Source organism: Dapis hubbardiae BLCC-M172, from assembly GCF_050016015.1.
GTDB lineage: Bacteria > Cyanobacteriota > Cyanobacteriia > Cyanobacteriales > Microcoleaceae > Trichodesmium.
Window position 1 is genome coordinate 26,198 of the sequence record NZ_JBNHEQ010000071.1, and the last position, 6,362, is coordinate 32,559.

Consider the following 6,362-nt stretch of genomic DNA (forward strand, 5'->3'; position numbering starts at 1 on the left):
TGGGCAATATTAAAATATGACAGTCCTAAACAGATTGTAACATTTTATCTAACTGGGTTTGGTTTCTAAATCCCATTCTTGGTAGAGGCTTTGGAGACCAAACCCCTACAGTTTTTTTGACAAATCATTTATAATTACTGTATGTTGCTATCAAACATTTAGGATGACTAGAAAATTCTGATTTTTAAACTTCCGACTTCAGATGTCGGTACTGATAATGAATATTAGACAGCGGTATGTGGGTTTCAACTGTTCCCTGTTCCCTATTCCCTATTCCCTGCTATAACTGATAACTAAAATGACCAAAAACTTTGACTTCCAAGACGAATACGACATCATCGTAGTAGGCGCTGGACACTCCGGTTGCGAAGCCGCCCTTGCTTCCGCACGCCTCGGTTGCCACACCCTCCTACTCACTCTCAACCTCGACAAAATTGCCTGGCAACCATGCAACCCCGCTGTTGGGGGACCCGCAAAATCTCAACTTACCCACGAGGTGGATGCTTTGGGTGGGGAAATAGGCAAAATAGCAGACCGCACCTACCTACAAAAACGCATTCTCAACTCTTCTCGCGGACCTGCTGTTTGGGCGTTACGCGCTCAAACTGACAAACGAGAATATTCTGCCGTTATGCGTAATATTATCGAAAATCAAGAAAACCTCCGAGTTCGGGAAAGCATGGTGACAGACTTAGTTTTGGGAGACAACGACGAAATTATTGGAGTAGAAACCTACTTCGGTGTCGCTTTCAAATGTAAAGCTGTCATCCTCACTACCGGAACTTTCCTCGGTGGAGTCATTTGGGTAGGCAATAAATCTATGCCAGCAGGTCGCGCCGGAGAATTTCCTGCCATCGGTTTGACTGAAACCCTGAATAAGCTTGGTTTTGAAACCGGACGTCTGAAAACCGGTACTCCTGCCAGAGTTGATAAACGTTCCGTTGACTACACCGATCTGGAAGAGCAACCAGGGGATGAAAAAGTGCGTTGGTTTAGTTTCGATCCGGAGGTTTGGGTGGAACGGGAACAGATGTGTTGTTATCTGACGCGCACCACTCCCGAAACTCACAAATTAATTCGCGATAACCTACATTTATCTCCAGTTTATGGTGGGTGGGTGGATGCGAAAGGTCCGCGCTATTGTCCGAGTATTGAGGATAAAATTGTCCGGTTTGCTGATAAAAGTAGTCATCAAATATTTATTGAACCGGAAGGTCGCGATATTCCTGAACTTTATATTCAGGGATTTTCGACTGGTTTGCCAGAGAAATTGCAATTACAAATGTTGCGCAGTTTGCCTGGTTTAGAAAATTGTGTGATGTTGCGACCTGCTTATGCAGTGGAATATGATTATTTGCCTGCGACTCAATGTTATCCGACGTTGATGACTAAGAAAATTGAGGGGTTATTTTGTGCTGGTCAAATTAATGGTACCACTGGATATGAAGAGGCAGCCGCTCAAGGTTTTGTGGCGGGAATAAATGCCGTTAAATTTGTTAGAAATCAAGACATGATTATCTTTCCCAGGGAACAAAGTTATATTGGTACTTTGATTGACGATTTATGTACAAAAGATTTGCGAGAACCCTATCGAATGTTGACGAGTCGTTCGGAATATCGTTTAATTTTACGGTCTGATAATGCCGACCAAAGACTAACACCTTTAGGTCGAGAAATTGGTTTAATCGATGACCGTCGGTGGGAGTTATTTGAGAGGAAGCAAACTAATATTAATGGGGAAAAAGCTCGGTTAAAGTCAACTCGAATTAAAGAATTAGAAGAGGTAGCCATTAATATTGTTGCCGATACTCAGACAAAAATTAAAGGTTCGATTACTTTGGCAGATTTATTGCGCCGACCAGGTTTCCATTATGTAGATTTAGAAAAGTATAATTTGGGAAATTTAGATTTGAAATTAGTTGAAAAAGAAGGAGCGGAAATTGATATTAAATATTCCGGTTATTTGCAAAGACAACAAAATCAAATCGACCAAATTAGTCGGCAAGAAAATAGGAAATTGCCTGGTAATTTAGATTATTTTGCTATAGATACTTTGTCGATGGAAGCGCGGGAAAAATTATCAAAAGTTCAGCCTTTAACTATTGGGCAAGCGTCGAGAATAGGGGGAGTAAATCCGGCGGATATTAATGCTTTGTTGGTTTATTTAGAAGTGCAATATCGACTTATGGGAGTTAAAAGTTAAAGGTTAAAAGTCAAAAGTAATCTTTGACTTATTTTTCGTTATTTGTCGATAAATTGCGACTTTGTAGGGGTTTGGATACCAAACCCTTTCTTGATGTTATTTATTATTAACTAAACTCCTTAAAAAAGCTTTTATCAATCTCATAAACAGTTTTGGGTATTAAACCAAGTTCTAACTGTTCAAACATTAGAATTAATTTACTAGCATCTACTAATTCTATGGGCGGCACTCCATCTCTAACAGCTTCTCTGGTAAATGTTCCAGTTGTAATAAATATACCTTTATCTGCTCTTCCCATTATTGCCCCACGAAAATCACGAATTTCTGGCGCTCCTACTGAACTAATATAACGTTTACACTGAAATAATACAGGAATACTTATTAATAAATTAATCTGTAATATTCCTTTGCGATCAATACCACCATCTCCACTTCTACCTGTAATTTCTACTTGTTGAAATCCAGATTCTCTTAGTAGCCTTTGACAGAGATGTTCAAAACCAGTTGGTGAAATATTTCTAATAGTTTCTAATAGTTCTTGGCGATAGTTTCTGAAACTATTTTCGTTTGAGTCTGGAGCTGCAACATTATCTTCATCTGTTTCTAGATCTTTATTAATCTGATTATTTATACTCTCTTGACGAAAAGCTTGTTGAAGTTTTTGAAAGATTTCCAGAGCTTCTTTAGGTGTAATTTCTGAATCAATTCCAGCTTCTGTTAACTTCCAAATCCCTCTTTTTGATGAATCAATATATCCAGCTTTAGCCAAATAAAATCTTGCCCAGGCAACTTGATTATCAAATCTAGATGATGTTCCACTGGGTAATTGTTCATCAAGAATATTGTCAGATATTTGTAAATTTACGGCAATTAAATCTTTAACTTCTGAGGGAGTACCTGAATTTCCTAATTCTTTTAATGCTGAAATTACAGGTGCAAAATATTTGACAAACTGAGGTCCTTTGTTTGGCCTTGTCATAATAGCTTCATGGATATATTGGCTTTAAATAAGAGTATTCTACCAATTCCAAGTATTGATAAAGCAAGGAGATGTTGAATAATTACTCTGGTAGCCAATCTTCATCCAATATTTGTTCCAGAGAATAAGGGTTAATTTCTGGTAATTGAAGTTCTGATTTAATTTGAGCAATTTTTCTAGCTTTGCCATAAAGATAGTCAAGTCTTTCAGCTAAATTATTTCGTAAATTTGTTGTGATTTTTAATTATAATTGAGTCCGAAAAGTTAAAATTTATCCACGCCAATGCCTGGAGTTATTACCTCTTTCTTATGACCAATATTGATAAAATAATAAATGTTGAATAATTAAAGTAACGAAACTTTCAACAGCACTTTTTTCACTTCTACCCAAGGCTTCTAATTATTCAATTAAATGTTTATGATCTAGGTTTTATAACTGACGATTATTTAGTAGTTTGATTGTTTCTTATAACCACAGGAAATAATCTTCTTCATACAGTAATTTTAGGTCGGTAATTTGATTAACAATATTTTGTGTCTATTTGTGAAAAAGTTAAATAGCAATTTAGTAGGGGTTTAGTCTCCAAACCCTTTCTTAATGTTCCATATTATCATCGTGATTTAATTGCTCACTATTTTAATTACAATAATTTTACCCAACATTATATTTCTGAAACCCATCCAGTTGTCCAGACAGCACCACCATAAATAGTTCCATCATTACCATTACCTGATTTATCCCTAACAAGATTACCAGAACCTTCATCAAAAGGCCAATAACTAATAAGTCCTGGTTCATTACCTCGAAGAGAATAAAGCATTTTAGACTCTATTTCAGCATCAGTTAATGCCCGATTCCAAATACTTAATTCATCAATTTTACCTTTGAAATGTGTCTGAGATTTATTAACTAAATCCCAACCAATTAATAGAGGTTGCTCAGAAGCAAGATTGTAGTTTCCAATTCTAGAAGTTGTCAAAGATGCCACCAGTTTTCCATCTGCAAAATATGTTAGTCGATCCCCTTGTTTACGAGCAACAAAGTGATGCCATTGACCATCTAGCAAGTTAGGTTGGTCAGGATACCCAATCCAATTAATACTATCGAGTTGAACATAAGGTATTTTGTTCTTACTTCCTCTCCAACGACCATGAAATCCAAATAGAAATCCTATTCCTTCAGTTAGGCGATTAGACATAATCTGAGGGTGACGTACTTGTTCACTTTCTAATGCATAAACCAGTACAGAAAATGTGAAATCTCCACTACCAATCTGGTTAACTACGTTAGTATTTTCCACTTGAATATAGTCATCAACTCCATCAAAAAATAAGGCATAATTTATTTTTTCAGAACGCAAAAGTTCGGCAACAAATAATATTGCTAGAATCATTGAGGTAGCTATAGATATTGTAAAGAGTAGTAAATTGCGTAACTTCATAGTTTTTATTCCTTACCTTCCCAAGAATTATACGATAATTTTTGCTAATCACTAATTAATAGAAGACAATTAATCGAAAATAAAAAATAGTAATTCCGTAGGGGTTTAGCCTTCAAACCCATTCTGAGTATTCCATCGTGATTTATAACAGTTTTCATAAAAATAGAAGGCAATTTCAAGAACTATGAAATATATGTTTTATTGTTAGAAATATCAGGGGTATTTCTGCTATGAAATGTAATTGTGCAAGTAAGCAAAAGTAGCTTTAGATGCTCCAATGCTACTTCAATTTCTAATTGCTGATCTAGACTAAAAAGACCATACACAGAACATCCATAGTTGGAGTCAGGTTCCTGTGGAGTTTTAACTACAATTTTGCATTCCATTAAAAGCTCCCGTAAGCGCTCCAGTGCCATTTCCACTTCCAGCTTTTTTTCTGAAGTGAAAACCCCAGTTACAGCTATTCCTCCTTTAGATTTTGGTTTTTTTTCGGTAAGGAAAGTGCCGAGAAATTCTTCAGAAAATTGGGTAACGGTGGTACTATCACTATTTTCCCAATCAACAAGGGAGTGCCATTCTTTTATTCCTACAACTTCGCATAAGCTTTGAAAATTTTTAGGGGAAATAGGTTTGCCACTAATAAAGCGTTTCAAGGTAGATTCGGAGACGTATGCTTCGTAACACCACTGCCACTCTATTTTATTCCAACCTTTTTTCTTTCTGGCTGTATCAATCATTTTTATGCCTTCTTCGTTAAGTTTTATTGAACTGGCTTTTCGTCCCATAACATTAGATTTTTATTTTGGTTTCAAGCTACTACTACTACGTTTTTTTTAGCACACTTAGCTAAAAAATGTATGGTGATTGACATTTTTGAACCAAAATTAACACCTTTTATTTTTGAACCAAAATTAACACCTTTTTGGTATTGCAATCTGAAACCAACAATACGATGATTGTGGTGTAGAAAAATGCATTATTCAGTTATAATGTTTAGTTTTTTTGTTTAAAAGATTTAGTTCCATGACTCCAGTATTTTAGTCAACCTGCTACTACTACTACTACTGACTTTTAATACTGTTTAATTACATAACAACTGCTTAGATTCTCCGAATCCTAAAACAAGTAACCTTAGTTCCATGACTCCAGTCTTTTGGTTAAGCTACTACTACTACTTATCCAGAGTCGAGTCCTAAATGTTTAACGGTTATTCGGCAAAATCAGTTCAATATTCCCAATTTTACCTCACTAACTCTTACCTAAAATTGAGGTAAAGTTGGACTATATTTTTCTTCAGTATTAGTTAAAGTGAAATAGCTTGACCTTTAATACTGGAGAATAATCATGGAAAATAACTTTCCAGAAAACCAAAAACAAACAACTTATACCGAAGTCCAGGAAACTAGACCTATTAATTTAATAGATAAAATTACCGACTTGGCAATGGAAAATCAAGAAGTTGGTTTGATAATTGGTAGTGCCATTGGTACTTCCATCGTTATTTGCGCGATCGCCCACTCGGCAGCAAAACTAATCCGCGCCATTCGTGGATAAAAGTTTCCTTGGGGTATTAAAATGGGGCGACTTCCTAGTTACCCCTCTCCCATCCTCTGGCTTGGTGCTTCATAAAATGAATTAACTCTTGCGGATAGAGCAATAGAAGCAAAATTTCACTATCCATCACCTCTGGCTTGGTGCTTCATAAAATGAATTAACTCTTGCGGATAGAGCAATAGAA

General features: G+C 36.1%; 6 protein-coding genes. 2 read left to right on the forward strand and 4 right to left on the reverse strand.

The window, feature by feature from the left end:
• The first annotated feature begins 298 nt into the window (after window positions 1–298).
• Window positions 299–2,203 (forward strand): tRNA uridine-5-carboxymethylaminomethyl(34) synthesis enzyme MnmG, encoded by a 1,905-nt coding sequence (gene mnmG, locus ACP6PK_RS07375; protein WP_426559060.1) that lies wholly within the window; start codon window positions 299–301, stop codon window positions 2,201–2,203.
• A 106-nt stretch (window positions 2,204–2,309) separates the two neighbouring features.
• On the opposite strand, the gene ACP6PK_RS07380 is transcribed toward mnmG, so the two are convergent.
• From ACP6PK_RS07380 to ACP6PK_RS07395, 4 genes are all read right to left on the reverse strand, one after another.
• Window positions 2,310–3,182, reverse strand: coding sequence for a restriction endonuclease (locus ACP6PK_RS07380; protein ID WP_426559061.1), 873 nt, complete (start codon window positions 3,180–3,182; stop codon window positions 2,310–2,312).
• 82 nt (window positions 3,183–3,264) lie between these two features.
• Complete coding sequence (locus tag ACP6PK_RS07385; RefSeq protein WP_426559079.1) at window positions 3,265–3,420, reverse strand: DUF29 family protein; 156 nt, start codon at window positions 3,418–3,420, stop codon at window positions 3,265–3,267.
• Between the two features lie 424 nt (window positions 3,421–3,844).
• Window positions 3,845–4,624: a LamG domain-containing protein gene (locus tag ACP6PK_RS07390; RefSeq protein WP_426559062.1), complete on the reverse strand. Its 780-nt coding sequence runs from the start codon at window positions 4,622–4,624 to the stop codon at window positions 3,845–3,847.
• A gap of 182 nt (window positions 4,625–4,806) precedes the next feature.
• Entirely contained in the window at window positions 4,807–5,409 is a 603-nt protein-coding gene (locus ACP6PK_RS07395; protein ID WP_426559063.1) for a hypothetical protein, read from the reverse strand.
• A 559-nt stretch (window positions 5,410–5,968) separates the two neighbouring features.
• Between ACP6PK_RS07395 and ACP6PK_RS07400 the strand changes: the two genes are divergently transcribed.
• Window positions 5,969–6,178: a hypothetical protein gene (locus tag ACP6PK_RS07400; RefSeq protein ID WP_426559064.1), complete on the forward strand. Its 210-nt coding sequence runs from the start codon at window positions 5,969–5,971 to the stop codon at window positions 6,176–6,178.
• The last annotated feature ends 184 nt before the right edge of the window (window positions 6,179–6,362 follow it).

What these genes read in the sequence shown, in the direction of transcription:
- mnmG (WP_426559060.1), top strand. Translation starts at nt 299, where the DNA reads ATGACCAAAAACTTTGACTTCCAAGACGAATACGACATCATCGTAGTA.
- ACP6PK_RS07380 (WP_426559061.1), bottom strand. Translation starts at nt 3,182, where the DNA reads ATGACAAGGCCAAACAAAGGACCTCAGTTTGTCAAATATTTTGCACCT.
- ACP6PK_RS07390 (WP_426559062.1), bottom strand. Translation starts at nt 4,624, where the DNA reads ATGAAGTTACGCAATTTACTACTCTTTACAATATCTATAGCTACCTCA.
- ACP6PK_RS07395 (WP_426559063.1), bottom strand. Translation starts at nt 5,409, where the DNA reads ATGGGACGAAAAGCCAGTTCAATAAAACTTAACGAAGAAGGCATAAAA.
- ACP6PK_RS07400 (WP_426559064.1), top strand. Translation starts at nt 5,969, where the DNA reads ATGGAAAATAACTTTCCAGAAAACCAAAAACAAACAACTTATACCGAA.